At 66.6% G+C, this 22559-nt stretch carries 9 protein-coding genes; 3 read left to right on the top strand and 6 right to left on the bottom strand.

All coding sequences use genetic code 11. The features are described 5' to 3' along the window. Window positions 1–69: 69 nt before the first annotated feature. Window positions 70–1494 carry a PIN-like domain-containing protein gene (locus ACWFR3_RS17595; RefSeq protein ID WP_453735469.1) on the bottom strand — a complete coding sequence of 475 codons (1425 nt, stop codon included), beginning with the start codon at window positions 1492–1494 and terminating at the stop codon, window positions 70–72. Between the two features lie 313 nt (window positions 1495–1807). Here ACWFR3_RS17595 and ACWFR3_RS17590 point away from each other — a divergent pair, with 313 nt between their 5' ends. Next, entirely contained in the window at window positions 1808–3304 is a 1497-nt protein-coding gene (locus tag ACWFR3_RS17590) for a hypothetical protein (protein WP_453735468.1), read from the top strand. 21 nt (window positions 3305–3325) lie between these two features. Here ACWFR3_RS17590 and ACWFR3_RS17585 read toward each other — a convergent pair whose 3' ends face one another. After that, window positions 3326–5242 carry an ATP-dependent nuclease gene (locus tag ACWFR3_RS17585; RefSeq protein WP_453735467.1) on the bottom strand — a complete coding sequence of 639 codons (1917 nt, stop codon included), beginning with the start codon at window positions 5240–5242 and terminating at the stop codon, window positions 3326–3328. A gap of 149 nt (window positions 5243–5391) precedes the next feature. Further along, window positions 5392–5811, bottom strand: a complete 420-nt coding sequence (locus ACWFR3_RS17580) for an ATP-binding protein (RefSeq protein ID WP_453735466.1) — start codon at window positions 5809–5811, stop codon at window positions 5392–5394. 255 nt (window positions 5812–6066) lie between these two features. On the opposite strand from ACWFR3_RS17580, the gene ACWFR3_RS17575 reads away from it, so the two are divergent. Next, a complete protein-coding gene (locus ACWFR3_RS17575; RefSeq protein WP_453735465.1) occupies window positions 6067–6960 on the top strand; it encodes a helix-turn-helix domain-containing protein in 894 nt (297 codons plus the stop codon). Further along, window positions 6957–7169 (top strand): DUF397 domain-containing protein, encoded by a 213-nt coding sequence (locus tag ACWFR3_RS17570; RefSeq protein WP_453735464.1) that lies wholly within the window; start codon window positions 6957–6959, stop codon window positions 7167–7169. The genes ACWFR3_RS17575 and ACWFR3_RS17570 overlap by 4 nt, the downstream gene beginning before the upstream one ends. 66 nt (window positions 7170–7235) lie before the next feature. Here ACWFR3_RS17570 and pglX read toward each other — a convergent pair whose 3' ends face one another. From pglX to pglW, 3 genes are all read right to left on the bottom strand, one after another. Further along, a complete protein-coding gene (pglX, locus tag ACWFR3_RS17565) occupies window positions 7236–10874 on the bottom strand; it encodes a BREX-2 system adenine-specific DNA-methyltransferase PglX (RefSeq protein ID WP_453735463.1) in 3639 nt (1212 codons plus the stop codon). 105 nt (window positions 10875–10979) lie between these two features. After that, complete coding sequence (locus tag ACWFR3_RS17560; RefSeq protein ID WP_453735462.1) at window positions 10980–17726, bottom strand: DUF3320 domain-containing protein; 6747 nt, start codon at window positions 17724–17726, stop codon at window positions 10980–10982. 196 nt (window positions 17727–17922) lie between these two features. Continuing rightward, the gene (pglW, locus tag ACWFR3_RS17555; protein ID WP_453735461.1) at window positions 17923–22347 is read right to left on the bottom strand and encodes a BREX system serine/threonine kinase PglW; all 4425 of its coding nucleotides are present in this window, start codon (window positions 22345–22347) and stop codon (window positions 17923–17925) included. Window positions 22348–22559 lie beyond the last annotated feature (212 nt).

Genomic DNA, 22559 nt, shown 5'->3' with positions numbered 1-22559 from the left:
CCGCTCTCTGTGTGACAGGCAGGTGAAGTGGACACAAGAATGCGAACCGGCCACTGGGCCGCTGCACGGCTACTCTTCGCCGCGCTCCGAGCCTTTCGCGTCGGCGGCGCCGTCGTCAGGATCGGCATCGTCTTTCTGCGAAACGGGCCACAGCGGTCCGCCTTCGAAGCTCTCTCGCAACAGCGGAACGGTCTCTTCAGGGATTCGGAACCCCGTCGCCCATGAGGGCTCCGTCGGCGAACCGTAGATGGTGTGGAGAAGGAAAGGCTCTTCCCCGCTCAGTACTCCTTCGTCCTCCAGCTCCCGGGCAACGGTGCTGACAGGGCGAGTGAACCCCTTGAGCTGCCGGTCCCCCGGGTACTCGGCAAGCTCATAGACCGTCGCCCGATCCACGAATCCGCCGTTGGCCGCAGCCGCGATGATCACCTTGGCCTGGGCTTGGTAACGGATCCGCAGTTCTGAGATGAAGAGGTCGAGCGTGTGCTTCACCCAGCCGCCCTCGGGCGTGTCTTCCTCGCGGTCGGCGCTGCGCAACTGCTCGAGATCGTTGACAGAGTCCTTGTCGACGTGCAGCCCCTCAAGCAAGTCCTCCGCAGTGGTGAGCAGTTCGGCGGGCGTCAGCATATAGAGACGCGCACCAGTGGCATCGCGCATCTCGTTCACGAGTTCCTGCCTGGGCCGCGCCGGGATGTCCCCGTCGCGCTGGGTCCACCAGTCCTTCTTCACATCCCCCGTGACGAGAAGAACATCGCACGCCCGCCGCTCTGCTTCCTGCAGGAGCTGCAGCCAGAGCAGATAGTCACCGGCAGCCTGCTCGGGCGGCTTGGTCCTGAAGTCCTCGTAACCGGGCGGGACTTCGTCGCCGGCCCGCTTCTGGGCCTCCTGCACGGCCTTGTCATGGTCGGCCTGTGGAAAGGGCTCACCGATCCGCCCCTTCAGGAGCGGCTCCAGCTCAGCGAGAACCGGATCGGTGTGCGTAGCTGCGGTACCGGACAGCGCGTCGCGCTGCGCTTGCCCGTCGATGATCTCCCGGAGCCCGTCCATCGTCTCGCCCAGGACCTTCAGTCCCTCTTGAATCCGCTGTGTCACGTCTTCGTCGGGCTTCAGGCGAACGTCTTTGACCCAGCGGTCAACCGCGTCCCCGACTGACCTCCGCACCCGGTCAAGGGCAACACTGGCTTCCTTCGCCTTGGTGCTGTGGTGGTGGCGCACGGACTTGGACTCGCGATTGCGCCAGAACTCGGTGAGCACCTGGTGCGGCACCCATAGCCGGTCGCGCAGCTTGTCCAGGACAGCGAGAGTGTCGAGGCGCGTCCGCTCGTTGGAGCGGTAGAGGTTCAGGAGCACGTTCGTGTCGAGGACGACCATGCCCGTCTGAAACACCCGTTCGTAGTCCCTGGGCAGTGGACTGCGGTGGGCTTCCACACAGTCGAAGATGCCTCGTTCTGGGGCATCTTGCTCCGGCTGACCGTCGGTCGGTCCTGCGTACGACATGGTGTGTACTGCTCCCCCTGCGCGACCCCGTAGCTTCTCTGGGCGTGCAGGAATTCTTGCAGCTCGGAGGCCACTCTGGCGAGGGTCGAGTATCAGCCAACTCCCATTCGCCATCGGCCTCGTTAGTCACTGCCTACCCCGCTCCGCCTTCACCGGAACAGACTCAAGGATCGCTGAAATGCCGCGTACGCTACGCCAGCCACGAAGGAGTTCTCCCGGGCTGATCCCGCCGCCCCGGAACGGCTCCGCTCCATCGCCGGCGACAGATGAGACAGCAGCGGCAGCACTACCCGCCGAGCCGTTCAATCGGCGAGTGGAGGTACTGGTCGCGATCATCGACGCACCGGACGAGACCGGCCTGGCCGCCCAACTGCTCGAGGGACGCGGCTGGACCGTCCGGCCGTGGGAGGCACCGAATCCCGAATCGATCGGTACCGGTAGACGTGGCCTGCTCGTGGAAGTCCGGCTGTACGGCGCACGATTCGGTGCGGTGCAAGCTGCTGTCGGCGAGATCGAAAACCTTGCCCGTCGGCACCAGGCGGGCATGTGGGTCGTGGACGCGGCGCTCATCGAGCACGATCTCGAGCACGACTACCGGACGGTGTTTCACGCGCGCGAGAGGGACACGGACGCACCGACGCGACTGTTCAGTCTGCGGGCCGTCCTCAAGTCCATGACCGCCCTCCGTATCGTCAAACAGCCTGGACGGCCAGACGTTCAGGCTGTCGCCGACCGGCTGCAACATGGAGCGCTCACAGGACGCCCGTATGACCCGGAGAGGCTCCGACTCCACATTCCGACAGGCATGGAGGGGCGAGACACCGATGCCTCACCGCCCGACCAGAACCCGTCCAAGTGGCGCATCGTTCTACCATTTATGTCAGGCATGATCCTCGCCCTGGCCTGCGGATACGCTCTCACCGCGTTTGATGGTTTGCGCCTCCTCCTTCCGCTCCTCATGGCCATGGCGCTCACGTGGCCCGTAGGCCGCGCGATCCTCGGCACTCGCGTGCACCGGCCTGTTCGGGTCCAACTTGCCTGGGGCGCGTCGGCAGTCGGGATGATGACGGCCTTCGGCTTCATGCTGGCCGTCACTGCGCCCGGACCGCCTGCAGAGGTGGCGCGTGTCGTGACGTACGCCGCGATGGGAGGCGCGACTCTCGCCTTCGTTCTCTACGGGCTGGCATACGCGTTGGTCCACTCCTGGTTCAGCCGGAACGCAAATTGGGCCATCCCTGTACTGGTCCCCGCACTCGCTCTGACCTTGCCGTGGTTCGGCGGCCTGATCCACACCGTGTACCTGAGGACCGGGTTCGATCTCCCCACAGATGCAGCGCCTACGTCGCTCTACTGGCAATATGCCGCTGCTCTCAAACCTATGGGTGTTTCCCTGGCCTTCGCTCTGCTCGTTGTCGCATTCGCCGGTTGGATGCGCCACTACCACCAGTGGGTGCATTCACGGGGCATGGTGAAGGTCGGAGTCCCACTGTTGGCGCTCTTCATCGTCAGCATGTCCATGCTCGCCGGAATGGCCGGTGCGGAGAATGCCGCGGGACGCGCCTGGACGGCCGCCCGAGCCGGGACGACACCGGCGACGTACTTTGGGCTTGAGGGGAGTCTCGTGTGCGTCGAGCCTTTGCAGAAGAAGCCCTCCGTCTTCAACGGCCCACTCGACAGCAAGAAGCCTCTGCTCACCTTCGGGCCCTCCGGAGACCGGGTGTGGCTCTGGGACCCCCGGCGGACGGAGTCACTCTCCGTCCGCCTGGAGGACGTAGTGATCACAGAGTCGACAGGACGCAACTGCCCTTGACTCGCTGCACGCCGCCGCCCGTCACCGAGCCATCGCCGTCACGTTCTCGAGCATCGCGATGAGCTCGAACGGGGGACCGGAGTCGGCCTTCAGAGCCGCCTCCCGGTAGGTCGCGGAGTTCTTCGCGCCGAAACCGTGCCCCGAGTCGATCAGCTCCTGCCGACGGCTGTCCCAAGACGGCCACCTGTCCTTGAGGAAGACTTCCAGAGTGTCCGCGAACACCGCATGCGTGGCAGCGGAGGTGGTCACGGGCCAGGGCGTCCGCGGCGCCCCCAAGTACCCGAGGAGGTTGGCGTTCTCCTCCGCGTCCTTGCGCGCCTGCTCCTCGATCTTGGCCTCCTTGGCAAGCCGCTCCAGCTCCGGCAGCAGCTGCACCCCTGAACGGCTGCGCTCTGTCTTGCCGGCGTCACCGTCGAAGACGACGTAGGTGGGCACTCCCAGGGCAGTGAGGATCGCGTGGCAAAGGAAGATGTTGCTCTTGCCCCCGACGTTGATCACGCTCACACCCTGCGCGCCGAGGCTCAGCCCCATGCGCTCCGCGCAGCCGGTCAGAACGGCCCCGTCGGTGTCGCCCTCGACGAGCACCACCGCTCGCGCGAAGAACCCGTCGGCCAAGGCACCGGCGCACATGATGCCCGCCTTGCGCCGGATGGACGCCTCGCTCACCAGCTCCGAGAGATCCCGGCACAGCTCGGCCTCGGACACCTGCGACACCCGCGTGACCGGATGCCCCGCGGTACCGTCGCGGCTGAGCCGGCGGACCTCGTGGTAGCTGCGCGGGTCGATGAAGACGGGGTGATGCGTCGCGTACATCACCTGGGTCCGACCGTCCGGGGACGCCGCCACGAGACCGCGCAGCACCTCGGCGAAGACCCTCGCCTGCGGCGGGTGCTGGAAGAGTTCCGGCTCCTCGATGGCGAGGCACAGCGTCCGCGTCGCCCCGCCGGGGCGCCTGCGCTCGGCGAGCAGCTTGAGCGCGGCGATGATCAGCGCACGCTGGAACCCGTGTCCCTGCCGGTGGACGGAGGTCTGAGCCGCCCCGTCCTGGACGCTGATCTGGAACGTCGTCCTGGCCAGCTTCGGCGCCTGCACGACAGGCGACACGACGATCTCGCGGCCGATGGTGAACTGCGCGACCTCCCGCGACAGCGCGGCGGAGATGTCCTCCAGCACGGGCCCGTACACCTTGGAGTGCACGTCGAGACGCTCCTGGTGCGCGGCCTCCTCGATGGCCTCGAGCTGCTCGTTCGCCTCCGTGCGGTCCACGGTGTGGTCAAGGATCCGGGCGAGCGCCGACTTCTTGCGGTCGTCGGCCTCCTCGTAGGCGCGCAGGTCGGCGGAGATAAAGACAAAGTCGATCAGCTCGGCGAGCTTGCTCTGCCCCGCGAATCCGAAGAAGTGGGTGCCCTCGATCTCCGTCTCGGTGAGCCGGTCGCGGTGCGCCAACTCCCATACACGCATGGCCTCTTCGGCGGCTGCCATACTGCCGACCGGCCGGAGGCCGAGAGTCGGGTCACTCTCCATGAGCTCCTTGTAGGCCCGGCGCAGGTCCAGAGCCTTCTCGTGCTGACGGACCTCCTCGAAAGGAGCGTAGGCAAGAGCCTTGCCGGTGATCTTGTCCTCGCCGTCCTGCCAGGTCCGCCAGATGCTCATGCTCTCGGCGCCCTGGGGCGCATACCGCTGCAAGGCCTCACGGTCCTGGTCGGTGAGTCCGTCGAACTCCACCTCCACGGAGATGCGCTCGCTCTCCGCTGCCGAGTGAAGGTCGTCGGTACTGAGTGCGAGGGACCTTTCGCCGTTGAAGAACCAATCGAGTGCGCGCAGCACGGTGGACTTGCCGACACCGGTGGGACCGATGAAGCAGGATATTTCCTCGAAGACGATGTCCACTTTGTGCAGACAGCAGAAATTCTCGATGCGTACGCGTTTGATCTTCACGGTCGTCCGTCGTCCTGAGAATGCGATGCGGAAGGGCTGGTGGCGCCCCCTGTGACGACTGTGATGTTAGTGGCGGAGGTGATGGCTTATCAGGCGAATATTGCCGTAAGGGATTTGTGACAGGCATAGGCCCGTCCAGAAATCGATCACTACCTCGACGCCCACTCGGCCCATACGGTCTTGCCGGGGGCTGCGGGGCGGGGTTCGACGCCCCAGCGGGTGGCGAGGTGGGCGACGAGGAGAAGGCCTCGGCCCGACTCTGCCTCCGCGTCGGGTGGGGTGTCGGGAGCTTCGAAAGGTGGCTGGTTCTCGGTTCGCGTGTCGGTGACTTCGATGCGGAGAGTACGGAGGTGGGGTGTGCCTGCGTCGCGGTCGGTCGCAGTCAGGCGGAGGCTGAAGTCCCGTCCGGGAACGTGGCCGTGGGTGACGGCGTTGGCGGTGAGTTCGGCGGCGATGAGGGTGACGGTGGTGTTCGCTCCGGCTTCGTAGGGGTGACCCCAGGTGTCGAGGCGGTGGGATACGAGGCGTCGGGCGAGTCGTGCGCCGCGTGGGGTTGACGTGAACCGCATGACGAACAGCCTTGCGGGTTCAGACTGTTGTGGCATATGCCCGTCGAGTTGAGTTGCGTGCTTCATGGGGTCGACGGTCCCGGTACGTGCGTAGCTTTGACCAGGAGGAACGTGCTGGCGAATGCGGTCTGTACGTGTTGGCGGTGCGCTTGTACGTGGGGTGGGGCGTGACCGACTCCGAGGCTTTGCGTTGGGCGCGCGAGGTGCGGTGATCGGTTCGGTGCGTCCTTTTACGGCTGTACGGAGGTGCCTGGCATGGATGAGCAGGGGCAGCGACGGGCGGAGTCTGGGGTGGGGGCGGACTCGGAGGGCTCTGAAGGGTCTGAGGGCTTGGGGGCTGCGGAGTACGAGTTCGGGGCGGGGATTCTGCATGTGTTCGGGCGGCAGTTGAAGTTGTGCCGGCTACGGGTGGGGATGGAGCGGGCGGAGTTCGGGGCGTTGACGGGGTACTCGGCATCGACGATTGCGTCGTTCGAGCAGGGGCGGAGGATTGCGCCGCCAAAGTTCATCGACCGGGCCGATGAAGTGCTGGATGCGGGTGGGGTGTTGAAGGCGGGGAAGGAGGAGGTGGCTCGGGCGCAGTATCCGGCGTTCTTTCGGGATGCGGCGCGGTTGGAGGGGGAGGCGGTTGAGCTGCATGTGTACGCGAATCAGGCGGTGCCAGGGCTGTTGCAGACCGAGGAGTACGCGCGTGCCGTCTTCATGATGATGCGACCGCCAATGGACGAGGAGATCATCGAGCAGCGAGTGTGCTCACGGCTTACGCGACAAGAGATCCTGTGCGGTCGCCCTGCCCCCCTCGTAAGTTTCGTTATCGATGAGGCAGTACTGAGGCGCCCGATCGGCGGCCGACCGGTGCTGCGAGGCCAGCTTGAGCACATCCTCTTGACTGGCCAGCGACGGAACGTTGAGGTTCAAGTCATGCCTCTCGCCCAGGAGGAGAATGCTGGTATGGCCGGTCCGTTCACCTTGATCGAGACACGGGAAGGGCGGAGGATCGCCTATGTCGAGGTGCAGAACGTCAGCCGCTTGCACACCGAGCGACAACTTGTCAGGGCTCTTGAGGTGAAGTACGTGATCATCCGGGCTCAGGCGCTCACGCCTCGCAAGTCATCGGCGTACGTCGAGAAGGTGCTGGGAAAGGTATGAGGGCCGACGAATGTGTTCAGGGAGCGCCCCGGTTGATATGGCGCAAGAGTAGCTACAGCAGCGAGGAGGGCGGCGAGTGCGTCGAGGTTGCGCCCTGCCCCGAAACGGTGCACGTCCGTGACTCGAAGGATAGGACTCGACCGCCCCTGCACGTTTCACCTCAAAGCTGGATGACCTTCATAGGGTTCGCCGCGCAAGGGCCGAGGTGAACAGCCGTCTGCTTGCGGCTCATGGAATGTAGCCGAAGAGCCGCAAGCCTTACCAGGACAGAGAAGTCAGGGGCGCCACGCCTTGAGGTCATCAGCAGAGAGCCCGTACTTTGTGCCCTGCTCGTCGAGGAACATCTGGTACTCCTCAGCCGGAGTACCACCCCATTCCTCGTCGTGTTGACCGTGCCACTGGTGCACCCAGGGCATAATTTCTTGAATACCGGCGAGCAGCGGTGCGAGGCGGGGCGCCTCCCAAGAATCTTTGTCCGTACGGTCGTTAATGAGGTTTACCAAAGCCTGGACCTGGTCTTTGTGGTCCCAACCCGCCCAGCCGAGCAGGAGGGTGGGGTCGGAATCCGGCGACGCGCCCAGGTAGGAGATGAACCGCTCCTTCGGGATGTCTAGCTTTCCGCGGTGGGACCAGTAGGAGGTCCTCAAGAAATCGCCAGAGGCGTACTTCGGCGGTACGGGGATACCAAGCGGCTTACCGGTACGGTCTTCCTCACGCTGTAGCTCCCATACGTTCTCCCATTGCTCACGCGCACGGAGGCCGGAGTCCTTGTAGCGCATGGCGGCTAGGTAGGGCACGTGCTCGGTGGCGATGACGTCGGCCAGCACAGTCGCCAGGGTCGCGTCCCGCTTGCCGAGGTGATCGGCGGCATACAGCTCGGCAACGGCCTGTACGTTTGCGTCCTGGCGGAGGACATCCGCAAGTTGGGACACAGTGAGGGTGCGGGGCTGCCGCATCCCATCCCGCAGACCGAACCAGAGCTTCTCGTCCTCGCACCGGTCGAGCAACCAGGTGCGGAGGGCTTCCTTCTCCTTCTTCTCCCAAGGATCGGATGCCCATCGACGCTTACATTCGGGTCGCTCGATAAGGGCGATATCCATACGGGATGTGATGATATCGATTCGGGCTTGCACGACGCCCTTGTAGGCATCAGGCCAGTGGGCGGGAATCTCGGTGGTGGGATCTACACCATGATGCGAGAACCATCGCGTGTGGACTCGGCCGGCCTCCACGTCTCGCGCAAGCACAATCTCAAATGCCCGCTCTCCCGCGACAATTTCAGGGATGTCGACCTGGCTGAGCAATGTTGTACGAGCCACTTCATCGGGGGTGAGGAGGTTGTACAGACCGTAGACGGTCCAGTCCAGTTCTTCTTGGAGCGCGATCATCTGGGCACGCACAGAGGAATACACCTCACGCGCCACCCTAAAGCTGGCGCGGCCAGGGATCCCAGCCGCGGCAATAGCAAAAGGCTCACAATCAGCCCCCTTTTGAGCCAGCAAATCCAAGCTGCACCCGAGATTAAGGGGCAGCTCGGCGGGTAGTGGGAAGTCCAGCAATTTAGTGCCCGTGAACTCCCAGTTCCAGGACCACGGTTGATCTGGCATCCCGCTCGATGCGGTGGCATTGCCCTTGCTGTGGCTCACCTGCTTGAGCCAGAAACACCCCACCGACGAGTTCAACACTCCCAACAACTCCAGGTGCTGCTCCTCCGACGCGCCCTCCGGCAGCTTGATAACCGGAGCGGACTGCTTGAACACCTTCCCGCCCCGGTCGAGCACAAAGTGGTTGTGCGAGGCCACAAATGCGAACGTGATCGACAGCGGCGTCCGATAGGCGGATGCCGTATGCTGCATATATTCCCACCACTGCAGCCCTGCCGCTGCAATATCCCCTTGAAACGTCCGCCGTGCAGCCAAAAACGTCCGCCACGGAAAGAGCTCCGCCTCAATCGCCACAGGCGTCACCGCACTGTCATACGGATACCAAATCCCGTCCACGGGGTCGGCAGCCCAGTCCCGCACGACCTCCCCAATCATCAGGGGCCTCAGCGCCCGCCGATCCAGAACTGTCCGCAAGGTCGGCCGCAACGGCCGCACGAACGCCTCGTCCGCTCCCGCCCGGATCGCCCTCCCAATCGGCTTCTCGATGCGCGTACGCAGCGGCTCGCACGACCGAGTGATCCGCTCGGCCAGCTCACCGGCACCACCACCGCTCAGCGACCACGGATGCGTCGCGAACGCCTTATAGGCCGCGTCGATCGAAGACACCCACTCCGATTCACTTTCCTGCTCGCCGGTCTGGTCACGGATCGCCCTCCAGACCCGCCCCTCGGCGGCAACCTTCGGCTGCTCCGGCTCGCCCCTAACACCCAGCACCGCCCTAATCGTATTCTTCTCGCTGGGCACGCGGTTACGCCCTGCCAGAATCACGGTGGGCGTACTGTGCCCGGGAATGTAGGCACCCGACGTGTCGACGACATGCGTCAGCGTCACGCCTACGCGGTCGCTGACGAAGTACTCCTCGATCAGCTTCTTGCCGAACTCTCGCTTCATGAAGGAATTCGCCGTGATCTGCCCGGTGAACCCGGCAGGCTGCAGACCCTCGCCGCGTACGGCCAGTTCGAAGATCCGCTGGGCGAACGGCACCGACAGCGCATACGTCCCCGCGCACGCGTCGTACGCCTTGCGATAGTTCTTGTTCTCTTGCTTGTCCTTTACCGTGATGTACGGCGGATTGCCCACCACGACGTGGTAGCTGCCCCGTCCCAGCAGGTCGACCCCGTCCGAGAAGTCCCAGACATCCTCGGTTCGGTACGCGAACGTCCGCTCGTCTCCGTCTCCCGCGAACAGCGTGTCGAGCGTCTCTGTCACGGACTCGATCCCACGCCCGTGCAGCAAGGAGTCCCCCACCGCCACGTTGATCGGAAACCCGGGAAGCGCCGCCAACCGCCGCTCGTCGTCGCCACAGGCCTTCAGTACTGCAACAAGCAGCCGGAATCGGGCGATCCCCACCGCGAACGGGTTCTTGTCGCACCCGTGGACGGAGTCCAACGCCCGCCGCACCAGTACCCAGTCCTCGGTGCCCGGCTCAACCGCCCGCCACTTCTGCAGGAGCCGCTCGAACATGCCCAGCAGGAAGTGGCCGGACCCGCAAGCGGGGTCGATACACCGCAGTCCCCGCGCGACGGGCTCGCGGCCCTCCCGCTTGCTGGGCACGTACTTCCATTCGGGGTCGAGACCGAACTCCTCGACCGCAGGCTCCAGCGTCAAGTCAAGGATGAACTCCTCGACGAACTCCGGCGTCTGCAGCAGCGCATACGTCTTCCGCGCATGCTCGCTCAGGTCCTGATACAGGTCGCCGAGGAACCGCGTGTCCAGCTCTTCCTGGTCCGTGAAGTCGTACCGGATGTCACCCTCGGCATCCCGCTCCCGCCAGAACGCGAGGAGCCGAGTCGCCGCCTCGTACGAGGGGCTCAACTCCCACAGCGGGTTGTGCCCCCGATCGAAGAGCCCGCCCACAGCCTCATGCGACTCGGCCAGCGCCTCAAAACCCGCGACCAGCCAGTCCCTGTCATTCAGCTCGGGCCGCTTCCGGAAGAACGCCGCCTGTAGCTCCTCCGCATCCGTGAGCCGCTCGCCCGGCCCTGCGATGAACGGGTCCTCGACCAGCCCGTTGTCCTCGCAGAACCGCACGAACACCGTCGCGAGGACCCACGCGGCTGCAACCTGAATGACCCGCTCGTCGCGCCACGCCCCGTACGTCGCCGCAGTACGGTTCGCTTCCCGCGCCGCCGCATACTCCCGCTCAAAATCCGCGCGGAACTCGTCGACCGACTCGGTCCGCTCCCGCAGATCGTCTTCCAGTGCGGTGACCTGCTTCCGCAGATCCTTCAGCAGTGCGGCCTTGTCCACCGGGGAGTCCTACCTTCGCTCACGTTCCATCGCATGACTGCTCACCCAATCGTGCCAGCTCAGCGGGTCGCCTCCGGGCGGCTGGAGACAACCCACAGTCATACTTCAGTCACCTTGTGCAGGCATCAAACCACCGTCTGTTTCCTCTACGAATCCCTGCTCGATCAGCTCGTCGACATCCCCCGTCAGCGCGTCCCTGATCTCCGCGCCCAGGCGGGTCCAGCCGAAGAAGCGAGCCACCTCCCGCAACAGATCCTCGCGCTGTACGCCGAGCTGTTCCTCGGCCACACGGCGCAGCGCCAGCTGCCGCTCTACCGCCGGCACCAGCCCGACCCTCCGCTCAGACCACTCCGTCGGTGTACGCGCGAACTCCACCTCACGCCCCGGGCGGTCGTACGCCGTACCGATCCGGACGATCGTGCCCCGGCTGACCATCCGCCGCAGGACCTCTCGGATGCGGTCCTGGACGATCTGTCCCGAACGGGCGAGACCCCAAGCCGAGCGGACCCGCGTGAAGATCAGGTCCTCCACGATCGGACCCTCCACCTGGATGGCGTGCAGTGCGACATCGGCGACGACGTCCGCGGCCTCGGGATCCTGCAGTTCGATCCCTTGCAGCATGCGTCGACGGGCCGACGCGATCCGTATCCTGACCAGCTCGGCGGTCTCCGCTTCCTCGTACTCCCGGCTCCACGACGACGGCCCCTCGTCCACCGTCACGAACTCCACCCTGGCCGACGCACTCACCCTGACGACCGAGGCAGCAACAGCGGCAGACTCAGCCACCCTCTCCTCGACCAGATCATGATCAGGCTCGGGCGCCGCCGCAGGCGCATCCACCGCGTCCGCCCTCACCGCGTGCGGATCCTCCGCGCACGCCGCTTCCACGGCAGCCTTCAGCCGCGCCATGGCATCCCGCCGGTTCCGGTACCAGTCCGTGCCCCAGATCCGGTGCAGTTTCCAGCCCAGGTCCCGCAGCACCGACTCGCGCAACCGGTCGCGGTCACGGGCCGCGCGCGACGAGTGGTACATCGCGCCGTCGCACTCGATGCCCAGGGCGTACGTCCCCGGGGCGCCCGGATGACGTACAGCCATGTCGATTCGGAACCCGGCTACGCCTACCTGCGGCTGGACCGAGTAACCCCAGTCCCGCAGCACGGCAAGGACCTCTTCCTCGAAGGGACTCTCCGGCTCCGCGTCGAAGTCGGCCGCCTCGGTCTGGAGAATTTGGGGGCCGTGCTGCGCGTACTGCAAGTACCGCTTGAGGTGCCAGACGCTTTTGTTGGCGCTGTCCGGCAGGTCGCCTCCGTAGAACGAGGCGACGACCTCCATCCTCCGTCGCGCCCGGGTGACGGCGACATTGAGGCGCCGCCAGCCGCCGTCCCTGTTGATCGGGCCGAACGTCGAGCGCAACTTGCCCTGGTGGTCCGGGCCATAGCCGACCGAGAGGATGATGACGTCTCGCTCGTCGCCCTGGACGGTTTCGAGGTTCTTCACGAAGAAGCCGTCGAGTCGGTCGTCGGTGAAGAACCGGTCCAGGTCGGGGCGGGCTGCCCGTGCCTTCTGCACCGCTTCCTCGATGGCCTCGGCCTGCGCCTTCGAGAGAGCTACGACGCCGAGTGTGCGGCCGGGGCGGGTCGCGAAGTGGTGGATGACTCGCTGGGCGACCATCGCGGCTTCGCCCGGGTTGTTGCTGCGCCCTCCGCGGTCGTAGACACCGTCCGACTTGAAGAACTCCACCCCGACGTCCGGACTCTGCTCCAGCGCGCCAGGGAAGGTCACCATGGAGTTGTCGTAGAACTCGTGGTTGCTGAAGGCGATGAGGTTCTCGTGGCGGCTGCGGTAGTGCCATCGCAAGGGCAGACCGCGCAGTACCCCGCTGGCCTTGCAGGCGTCGAGAACGGACTCGAAGCCGTCGCTGCCGTCCTCGTCCCACTCGTCGTCATCGTCGCTGTCACCGGCGGCGCTGAAGAACGACGTGGGCGGCAACTGCTTCTGGTCGCCGGCGACAATGAGCGCGCTGCCGCGGTACACAGAGTTCACCGCGTCCTGCGGCAGCACCTGAGACGCTTCGTCGAAAATGACGACGTCGAACCTGAAGTCCGGCGGGAGGTATTGGCTGACGGTCAGGGGGCTCATCATGAAGCAGGGCTTGATCAGCCGGGTCACTTCGCGGGCTTCGCTCAGGAGTCGGCGGACCGGCATGTGCTTGCGTTGCTTCTCCGACTCACGCCGGATGATGGCCGCCTGGCCGACCGACGTACGGCGCGGGCGACGGGAGTTGCACACCGCGATGACGTCGGCGTGGGCAGCCTGGACCAAGTCCCGGTCCGCTGTACGGAAGCGCTCCACCAACTGGTCGCGTTCGATGGCACGCATGGGCCGCAGCCGGACGTCGACGGCCAGCTGGTGTTCCACCCAGGCCGTGAGAACCGCGCGCTCCACGGCGGCGGGGAAGTCCTCGGCTGAAACGTCCCGCTGCGCAAGCTGGGCCGGTAGCCCCTCGAGCCCGTAGCGTCGCAGTCGGTTGAGGGCATCGGCGCGAGTGGTCCAGGCTTCGGGACCGTGTGGATCGTCGTCCAGACGGGTGAGCAGCTTCCGGGCCTTGTGCAAGGAGCGTCCGAGCCCACGGCGAACGCTCTCCGCACGTTCGTCCTCGAAGAATCCCGCGAGGGTGGCACTCTGCTGCACCCACTCGTCATGGCGGCGCGCAACGGACGTGTCCGGAGCAGCGGTCAGCATCGTGCGCGCGGCTTCCGGAGACAGTGCGGCCGACCGACCACCCTGCGCTGTCCGTCGTACCTTCTGCGCCCAGTCCAAGGCATCCAGGACTTGCTCTCGGTCTGTATCCGTCCCTCGATAGAGGTCGCCGAGCAGCTCTCGATACGTGGCGTCGTTCTCCGCGAAGCTCGCCTCGGCAGCACGCGCGGTCACGACTGCGCGCACCGCTCCACGCGCCCGGGAGAGAGGCAGACCGATCGAGCCGTCAGCCACACGGGCAACGGAGTGAATGAGGTCGGCCGCGTCCTCGAAAGGCTCTACATGAGCGCGAAACCACCGTGCGACCTCGTCGAGAGGGCGCGCGAGGAGCGCGGAGGCCATCGCCGTGAGAAGCGGCTGTTGCGCCTGGCTGTGCCAGTCATCCAGTTCGGCGCGCACCCGCTCCGCCTGCCGCAGCAGCTCGCCCGGCACCGGCCGACCGTCTGCGAGTGATTCCGAGAGCCGCGTCCGACGGACGGGATCTGCCAGCGTGGCGGGCGCCAGACGCGCGACAACCCGTGCCGCGTCGAGCGCGGTGCACAGCGCTTGAGTGTCGGGGCAGCCGTCGTCGACGTAGCGTCCCAACAAACCACGCTGTTGCTCGGTCGCGCTCGAGCCCTGCTTCTGTCGACTCACGTCCAGTGCTCGGCGCAGCAGTTCATGAGCGGAATCCCAATCGCTCGCGCCACCCGGTGCGGCGACACCCAGTCCGCCCGCATCCGTGCCGAGCCCCTGGTACCAAGGGCCCAGCAGCTGGCGGTCCGCCACCTGCCGAGCATCGAACGCAGCCGTTTCCCGCTGTGCCGCGTGAGCGAGAGCGATGGCGGTGCGAGCGGACGAGAGGGTGTGCTCTGCGCCGGCCTCATCGCTACGACGGCCCACGGTCGTAACGGTGTCAAGGAGTGTGATGGCGTGATGGAGCGGGCCGAGGTGGGCGCGCAGCCAGTTGCCGGCGTCGCCCAGAGTGCACTTGATCAGCTCATCTGCGTTCACCGACAGGTACGGTCGGGTCAAGTCCATCCGCCAGGTGCGGAGTTCACCACCGAGCACCGCACCCTGCTCGAGGAGTTCGGCTGCCGGAGCATTGCCGTCGGCCACCTGAGCGGCCAGCAGGCCTCGACGGTACGGGTCCGTGACCGTTCCTGGAGCGAGCCGGTGGACGGATTCCGCGTGCGCCAAAGCATCCTGCAGCCCGGCATCGTCGGGCAGTTCTGTTCCCGCATACCGGCCGAGAAGGTCGGCGTGGGCGATGGCAAGCGACCTCAGGCGGTGGTAGGCGGAGTGCCATGCGACAGCGAGCGGCAGTTTCTCGTAGAGCTCGGTGCGCCACACACCCGTGACGGTGAGCCCCGCGATGACCTTCCGGTCCGCGCGGACACTGCCGGAAAGCATGCCGCCGATGCCCCGTGAGCCGTCCAGCAATCGCTGGACCGTCTCCCGCAACTCCGGTGCGGAGACTGACTCGGGCCGGAACGTGTCACGGGCCGCCTGCTCCGCCTCGGCCAACTCGCGGGCAGCATCCTTGATCTCGGCAACGGCTTCTCGTACGAGCAACAGCACACGCGGGTCCAGCCACGCAGCCAGAGTCCGGTTCGAGGCGCTCGCCAGCTCTACGAGTGCGACCAGTTCCTCGGCCTCGGCCGTGGTCGCGGGCTCAGCGCAGCCGAGCAGCGCGGCAGCGGAGGCGGCGCGCTGCCCTGCCACCTCCACTGTGCGGGACAGCACGTCGAACCACTCGGCCAACTCGCCTGCTCGCCGCCAAGACAGGGACGTCGCGTCCAATCCCGCGGGCTGCAGTTGGGCGAGGGCACTCTCACTCGCCGGTGGTTGTGTGGCCAGGTCCGGGCCGAGGTCCGCCCACCCCGGACCCGCTTGGGCGGTCGCCAGCGCCTGCGCGGACAGCACCTGATCGCGCCGGGAGAAGAAGGCGCTGAGAGCGTCAGCGGTCACGCCCTCGGCCGCCTGGTCGGCCTCGGCCAGCCCTGCGGGATGCAGCCATGGCTCCAACGGGCGATGCGCGCCGCCCGCCAGAGCCACGATGCGGCACACGTCTTTGGCACCTTCGAAAGTGCCAGGGGTGTCGAGACCCATCGACTGGCTGATGCCCATCAGGCCCTGGTGCATGCGATCGAGCGCGTCCGCTGCCGCCGCGAACTCCCGGGACAACTCCCCTGCCCGCTCCTCGGTGAGCTCCAGCGGATCGACCCCGCAGGGCGCGAGTGCTTGCAGCGCACGCTCCTTGTCGCCCACCTCCGGCGTCAATCGGGTCGACAGCTCTTCCCACCGCTCACCAGCCGCTGCCCGCGCGGCGGTCTGAGTGCGGTGCACCTTCCTCAGCTCAACGGTGAAGGCATCGACCGGACCGTCCACCACATCGGTGAAGTCCTCGTTCGTCAGCCAGTGTTCAGGGGCTTCGTGCCGCGAGTCGATGAGCTGCAGCAACGCCTTCAGCCTGCTCAGACCGGGCTCGTCGGAAATCAATTCGCCGTCGGGGGCAAGGGCCGGGTAGCGGGCCACCGCAGTGGTCAGTCCGTCGAGCGCGGCCTTGGCCTGGTCGAGGGCGGGCCGTGGATGAACCTCACCCGCCCGCAGGTCGCGCCACGGGAATGTCGGGTCGGCGACCGCTTCCCACGCGACGGAGATCGCCTTCGTCGCGTCAACGATCAGCTGCAGATCCCGGGCGGTGAGCCGCTCGGCCTGAAAAGCTTCCTGCTGCTCGGCATCAGCGGCCGAAGTGGTCAGGTAGGCCACCGGCGCATCGGACAGGCGCCCCACCTGACCGATCACGTCGTGAAGGGTCTGCCTCAGCGGTTCACGGGCCTCGTTCATCGCCTCGGCGTACGCGTTCAAGGCCACGCGTGCTTCGCGCGCTTGGGCAATGGCCTGCTGTGAGAGCTGCGGTGCGCGCGGTTCCTCCTCCAGCGCACGCCCCAGCTCCTGAGCTACTGCTCTCCGGCTCGTGTTGTGGCTGTGCAGGGCGAGGGCGTACGAATCGAGACCGACGGAGCGCAGGCGGTCGAGCACTACATCCAGGGCTGCGGCCTTCTCACTGACGAAGAGCACACTGCGGCCCGCGTGCATCAGACCGGCGATCATGTTGGTGATCGTCTGGCTCTTCCCGGTTCCGGGAGGTCCGTCCAGAACGAAGGACCGCCCCGCCACGGCCGCGGCTACGGCCTGCCGCTGAGAGGCGTCCGCGTCGAGGACCAGCGGGCTGTCCTCAGGTGGACTCAGTTCGTCGATACGGTCGAGCTCGATCTCTTCGAAGTCGAAACGGTCGGGAGCCAGCCCCGCCCGCGGCCCGAGGGCCACGGCTTTCACCAAGTCGCTTCCCAGGACGTGGCTCTCGTTTTCCAGCAGGTCCTGGTACATGGCTTCTTTGTGCGAGGCGAACAGCGACACGACCGCTCGCGGCCGAACCTGCCACCCCGGCTTGCCTGCCACCGAGCTGGCAGCTGCCCTCAACACCCCCGCGATGTCTGTGGGTTCCTGCTCGATGACCGGAGTCCAGTCGATGTGGAACTGCTCCAACTTCACCTTGAGAGCCGGATTGAGCCGTGGTTCCTCTTCATCGTTCGCGATGAGCCGGACTCGGCCTTTCGCGGTGCGCTCGACTCGGACCGGCAACAGAATCAGCGGCGCGTCGCTGCCCGATTCCGCCCCGTCCTCGCGCCAGTGGAGCATGCCGACACCGAGATGGAGGGTCCACAAGCCGTAGTCGTTGAACAATTGCGTCGACTTGCTGCGCAGACTGAGCAGCGCGCGGTGTAGTGCAGGACTCGTGGTCTTCTGCGTGACGATTCCGCCATCACGATCGACGCGTTCGACCGGGCGCTGAGGCTGCCCTCCGTCCCCCTCCTCCGACTCAGGCTCTTCGTCCGGCAGCGGGGCGAAGTCCCATCCGCGAACCAGCCCCCCTGCGAGAATCTCGGCCGAAGGGGAGGTGATCTCGAGGGTCGCGCTCCGGGTGTGCCGGAAATTCAGCAGGCGGTTGCGTCCGCTGAGGTCCACGAGGGACGTACGCCACCCCGCCAGGACTTCCCTGAGCCGAGCCAGATCTTCGCCGCCGCCAAAGGTGCCCGGAGTCGTCACGTTCGTCCTTGCTTGTTGTCACCTCTGGGGTCGTCGGCATGCAGACGTCCCCAACGTCCCATGTGCGACCAGGGCAACACCGCGACCAAGGACGTTCGTCCCGCACACCAGCCGCGTAAATCCCGCTGATCCCCCATAAGCGTAGAATCCTACGGCCATCACTCCACTGAGTGAAGGGTTGATCACAGCCGTATCGTCACGCCACGCCTGCGCGAAGTCCCTTGAGGAAGAGCGAGTCCAGTACGGCCCACTCCGTAGCCCGGTCCACCACCTCGACCGTCCGGCCGTCCAGGGACGGCGTCTGCTTCGGGTCCTCCATGGGACACAGCCACCACAGCCCGTGCGGGGCCTCGGCAGGGCGGCGGGCAGACTGCTGGAGGCCGACCAGGAGGTCATGACCGCCGCCTTCGTAGTAGCGGCTGATCAGGCCGGCGTTGTGGACGAAGAGCACCGCCTTCGGGCCCGACTCCTCCGCCATCGACCTCAACCGCTCGGCAAGTCTGTCCGTGACACGCTGACTGTACGAACGCAGACCGGGCTTGAGCTCGCCCGACTCCGTGAAAACAGTGTCCGCTCGCAGGACCTTCGACCAGTCTGTGCCCAGCTCGTCCGCGAGCATACGAAACGTACCGAGGAATTCGGCGTTGAGGTCCACCGGCGTCACGTTGAATTCGGCAGCCAGCATCTCGGCCGCGCCAGGCAGATCGACGCCCTTGAGCGTGAGAGCGAGGAAGCCACCTCGCTGGGCTGCCGTCGCAAGCTTTGCTCTCAGCACCAGCTGCGGATCGCGCCCCGCCGCCACCGCGGCCTGCGCTTCGGCGACGAGCACACTCGTCCGCGTATAGGTGGAGCTCGTCCAGCGGGCGCCCTCAGCGGCCGGCGGGAAGAAGCGCTTGCGCGCGGCGTCCCATTCGAGTGGGAAGCCCGCCTCGGCCAGTGCGTCCTCGACCTCGATGTGGGTGGGTGCGTCGGCGATGGCCAGCGACGGAAAACGCGCGTTGACCCTGGACAGCAGTTCGGTGATCGAGATGCCTGTCTCGCGGCGTACTCCGGCAGCGGCCTGGGAAATGCGCAGAGCGCGGGCGAGGCCGAGAGCCTGGGGGTAGAGCTCAAGACGCGGAGAGGCCGCTGCGTCCTGGGCGACCGCCGCAGCCAGTGCCACCAGGCGGGTGTCGGCAAGCGGCGTCATGCCCTCCGGCGCGGCGACCGCGCGCAGGGTGCGCACGACCGTGCCGCGACCCGGCAGCGGATCCTCGTCCGCGAGCCGATCGGCAGCCGTGCCGAGCGCAGCGGCGTAATCGGCGAGCTCCTGCGGAGTGGGGTCATCGGTACCGGGCAGCGACTCCAGGGCGAGCAGCACGCGGGAGCCGCGGCGGAGGACGGCGAGGCGCGGCTCATGGTCGGCGTCGACACCGCGTTGAAGGACTTCCGCGTCGGCAGCGGCACGGACAACGGCCAAAGCCCTGGCGAGGGTTCGATCAGCAGCGTCATCGCCGGCTCCATGCCGGATACGCAGCTCGGCCGCCGCCTCCTGCACCGTGAGAACGCGTCCCGCCTGGACGAGGGTCTGCACCAGCTCATCACGGACCGCGGCGAGCCAACCGGTTGCGCTCCACTCCTCGATCGCGGCGACATGGTGGCGCGAGACGGTCGGCTGGCTGCTGCCGAGGTGCTTTGCGACGGCCGTCTGCGGGGGCCAGTGGCCTAGTGGAGAGAGCGCGCCTCCCTCTGCCTTGGACCGCGGGAGACCGAGCGTGAGCCTTACGACCTCGGGACGGAGATTCCCCTTGCGTGCCGGGGCCGGGGCGAGCCGTGCGGCCAGAGAATCCACTGACTCACGCGCGATGCGCTGCGCCTCGGCTTCCGGATCCCCTGCGTCGGACGCCGGACTCTCCGTCGTCGACGGGACGGAGGGCTCGGGCTGCGCGGCGCTGCGGGACAGCATCGCCGTCCACTGCTTGTGCCGACGGTTCAGCTCCCTGCGGACCAGTGCGCCGGCGCCACGCGCACGGGAGATTGTGTGCGGAGGGATGTCAAGCAGTTCCTCGACGGTACCGGCCCCCAGGCCGCCCGCGACGGAGACCGCACGCAGAGAGAGGCCTGCGGCCTCCAGTCCAGTGCTGAGCTCCGCCGCCGCAGCTGCTGTCTCTCGCGCCTCCTCCGTGGTGGCGGCCACAGCCCCGACGGTGGCCTGCGTCGTGGCAGGCTTCGCCGAATCCGCCGTACGGAAGATGCGCCGCCAGGCGTCTTCCATCTGCTGGAAGCTGTCGAAGCGCCGGTCCACGTCCCGGTGTAGCGCGCGCTGGAAGAACGCCGTCAGACCGTCGCGCAGTCCGGGCTCGAAGAGTTCGGCGGCGACGTAGAGCTCGATGGCCTCGCTCATGCGTGGATCAGTCTGTCCGTCTCCCCATACAGGGCGCTCACCGGAGGCCATTTCGTGGAGAGTGACGGCGGCGGCGTACCGCTCGGCGTGATCGTCGTAGAAAGAGCGGCGGACGCTGCCGAGGAAGGGGTCGAGATATCCCCGGGTCCCGGCGCTGATGTCGCGCTCGGAGGCGTCAGCAAGGGAGAAGTCGAACAGCATCAGCTGCCATGAGCCGTCGCTGCGCTTGTGCAGGCCGAGATTGTCCGGCTTGATGTCGCGGTGCCGCATGCCCTTGGCGGAAAGCTGGTCCAGGGCGATGAAGAGATCGTTGCCGTAGCGCTCCAACTGATCGTAGGTGAGCCGACCTTCACCCCGCAGTCGGGCGCCGAGAGAGCTCTCCCCCGCATACTCGAGTTCCAGAATCGTGTGGCCCGCGATCTCACGGGGCTCGTCCAGGAGGCGGATGATGCGCCCGCCGCCCACTGCCTTGAGTGCTAGGGCCTCCGCGTACAGACGTGCGTCCTTATCACGGTCGAGTGCGACCTTGAAGACTCGCTCCTCGTAGGCCGGTTCGCCTGCCGGGCCTTCGAGTTCGTCCACCACCCGCTCTACGAGCAGGGCTCTGGCAGTAGCTCCGGTACCAAGGACGCGCTTAACGCTCCACTCGGCATCGAGAGGCTGGCCGGGCAGAGCGGTGAGAGGATCGCTCTCCGTGGAGACCCTCTCCGGAACGGCCGTGTCCTGCTCTGCCTCGTCGAGGAGGTCCAGGAAGCGCTCCGCCGATGGAAGCCTGTCGTTCACCTCGGCCCGGGTGGCTTGGAAGACCAGGTCGTCCAGCTTGTCGGAGAGCCCGTCGGCGACGGCGTAGGGGTGCAGCCCGCCTTCCGCCGACAGACGCTCGATCAGGGCGCTTCGCTGGGCGGCCGGGCGCTCGCCGGTGAGCAGGAGATAGGAGAGCGCGCCGAGCCCGAACAGGTCCAGGTCCACAGGATCGGCGAACTCGTGGTCCGTCTCCGGTGCGAGGAACACCTGAGCGGCGTCCTCGATGAGGTTCGGGTCGAGCGGAGTGTCGCCGATGGACCGCATCGAGGTGGTGTCGAAGTCGCGGGCCGCGGTCTGCCAGTCGGTGATGCAGACGACAGGATCGCGGCCGTCGTCCTTGGCCGAGACGTACACCGAACGGGCGGCCAGAGCCCGATGGTAAAGGGACCGGTTGTGGGCGTACCGGAGTGCTTCGGCGAGCTGGCGGACCAGGTCCAGACGGATCTCCGGAGTGAGCCTGCCTCCGTACGCGTCGAGGTAGGCGTCAAGGCGCAGATCGCTGTGGCGGTGCCGGAAGAGGATCGCCGGTCCGCCCTGATGCTCGCGGATCTGCACGGCCTGCGCGATCCCGCGGTGGGTGATGCCTTGCAGGACCTGGTACTCACGGCGGGCTGCACGGTCGGCGGCCTGCTTGGCCGCCTCCGTCGCCATCTGCTCGACGAGGTAGAGACGGACCCTGCCCTCTTCCTGGACCAGCCCATCGTCGCGTGCGGCAAGGCGGTCCTCCCAGCCGGGGCCCGCGTCCAGGGCGCGCGGCTCGAGCTTCCAGTCGTCGCCGAAACGCAGATGGGCGATGGAGTGGCTGATGCCGATCTTCTGCATCAGCTGCTCGAGGAGTTGGGCGGTCTGCGGGGTGACCCGCCAGCTCTCCCTCTCGGGCGGCCGGCCGAGTAGGTCGTCCCAGACCTTGTCGAGACCGCTGGATCCGTCGTTCCGCCCGTAGACGTTGATGCGCTGGAACTCATCGAGACCGCTGGCGAGACCCGAGGCGTGCAGGAAGACGGCAGGTTTGATGAACGGGACCCGCCGGGGGTCGACACCGACGGACCGGGCGGCCCGTTCCAACTGACCCTTGAGTTCCTTGCACTTCAGGTCCGTGAGATGCAGCGGGTTTTTCATGGTCCGGACACGGTCGGCGTGGAACTGCCAGGTGTCCCCGTGGTTGACGACGCTGCCGGGGTGGCCCTTGAGCTCGAGCAGGTAGAGGCCGCCCGGCACCGCGATGAAGAGATCACACTCGTTCGTGCGGCCGGAAGCAGCGGTGAAGGAGAAGGTCGCCCAGGCCCGGTACGGCTCGTTGGCCGGCATGAGCTGCCGGATGTGGTCGAGCCCCTCCTGCTCCCACGTATGGCTCGAGCGGCGCGGCTGGAACCAGCGCTGTTTGTGTGGAGGTGGGCCCGGCTTGGGGGGCGAGGGCGTCTCTGCTGCCGTCACGATCCGACCTCCACGGGTGTCCGACCCGTCGTGTGGGTGTGGTGTGCCTGCATGACACTACATCGCTGAGCAGGCACGCCGTCCGGGTATTCGCACTGCTCAGACTCGGTCGGCAAGCCGATTCAGTTCGCGGTCAAGGACGCGGTTCCGGCCCCGCCTCCAGCCCCGCGAGCGCCAGATCAAAATCCTTTGGCCACAGGTCACATCTACCG

This window comes from Streptomyces sp. NPDC055189, from assembly GCF_053606765.1.
The sequence above is the reverse complement of the archived record's forward strand: the minus strand, read 5'-3'. Positions and strand labels throughout refer to the sequence as shown.